1 pseudogene is annotated in these 1,043 nt (G+C 57.3%); it reads right to left on the reverse strand.

What is annotated here, in order from left to right:
• Positions 1–919 precede the first annotated feature (919 nt).
• Positions 920–1,043 (reverse strand): annotated as a pseudogene (locus SJH88_RS19160) (IS481 family transposase); the annotation flags it as partial.

Below are 1,043 nucleotides of genomic sequence, written 5' to 3' on the forward strand. Positions count from 1 at the left end.
GTCCAGGACAAGGGCTGTCTTACGCTTGGCTGTCCAGCGCTTGATGTCGTCTTCCATCAGGGTGCTCATCGTCGTTTCCTTCAACGTTAACACCTGAGCAGGAATTCACTGGGTCAATACATGGAGGCGGATTGGGCTTGGATGTTTGTGGTGCTGGCTGCTGATCGCTGGTCGCGCGGCGGCTGGCTTGGCCTCACTTGCCCTGGGGAAGGGGTCCACGCAGTGCCGTGGGCGCTCTCCACGTCTTTTCAAGAATGTGAGCTGCTTGCGCTTGATAGATAAGCGTTAGAGGCCAATTTGGTCTTGATGATTGTTTTGATTCTTGCTGGCCGCTTGTCGCGCGGCGGCGACTGACTTTCCTTTGCTTGCTCAAAGGAAAGTAAGCAAAGGAAAGAGCACCCTGCTACCCGTGTCCCTTTGGGCTTTGCTGCGCAAATCCCAAGCGGGCAACCTGCGGTGCTCGATCACAGGGAGGGGCCGCAGAACTCACTGCGCGGCTGTGCCGCTCCGTTCAAACAACTGCGGCCAATCAGATGACGAAGCAGATGCGTCCTGCGGCGCATCTGCCCACCCTGCGCTCTGCGCGCCTCGGCACGCGTAGAAGGGCTTGCGGCGAAGCCCCCAGCCTGCTTGGAGCCTGCTTTTGCAGGCTGTCTCAATATTGATCACAAATGTGAGCTGCTTGGGCTTGCTGGATAAGCGCTAGATGCCAATTTGGCTTGAATGTCTGTTTCGATGCTTACTGGCCGCTTGCCGCGCGGCGGCGACTTACTTTTCTTTGCTTCGCCACAGGAAAGTAAGCAAAGGTGCCCCTGCTACCCATGTCCCTGCGCTGCGGGCAACCTGCGGTGCTCAATCCCAGTCAGATGACGCAGCCGATGCGTCCTGCGGCGCCTCCGCACGGGTAGAAGGGCACTAACTAGGTGTCGGGTCCCGGATGATTACGCACGTTCTTGACGAATAAATCAGGAGCTTTCATCTTCCATTTTTTGAGTGCTTGGACTGGGGCTTCATGCCCCAGTGCCTTTTGTGGCAAGTGGTGG

This window comes from Comamonas sp. GCA5 (assembly GCF_036541385.1).
Lineage (GTDB): Bacteria > Pseudomonadota > Gammaproteobacteria > Burkholderiales > Burkholderiaceae_C > Comamonas > Comamonas aquatica.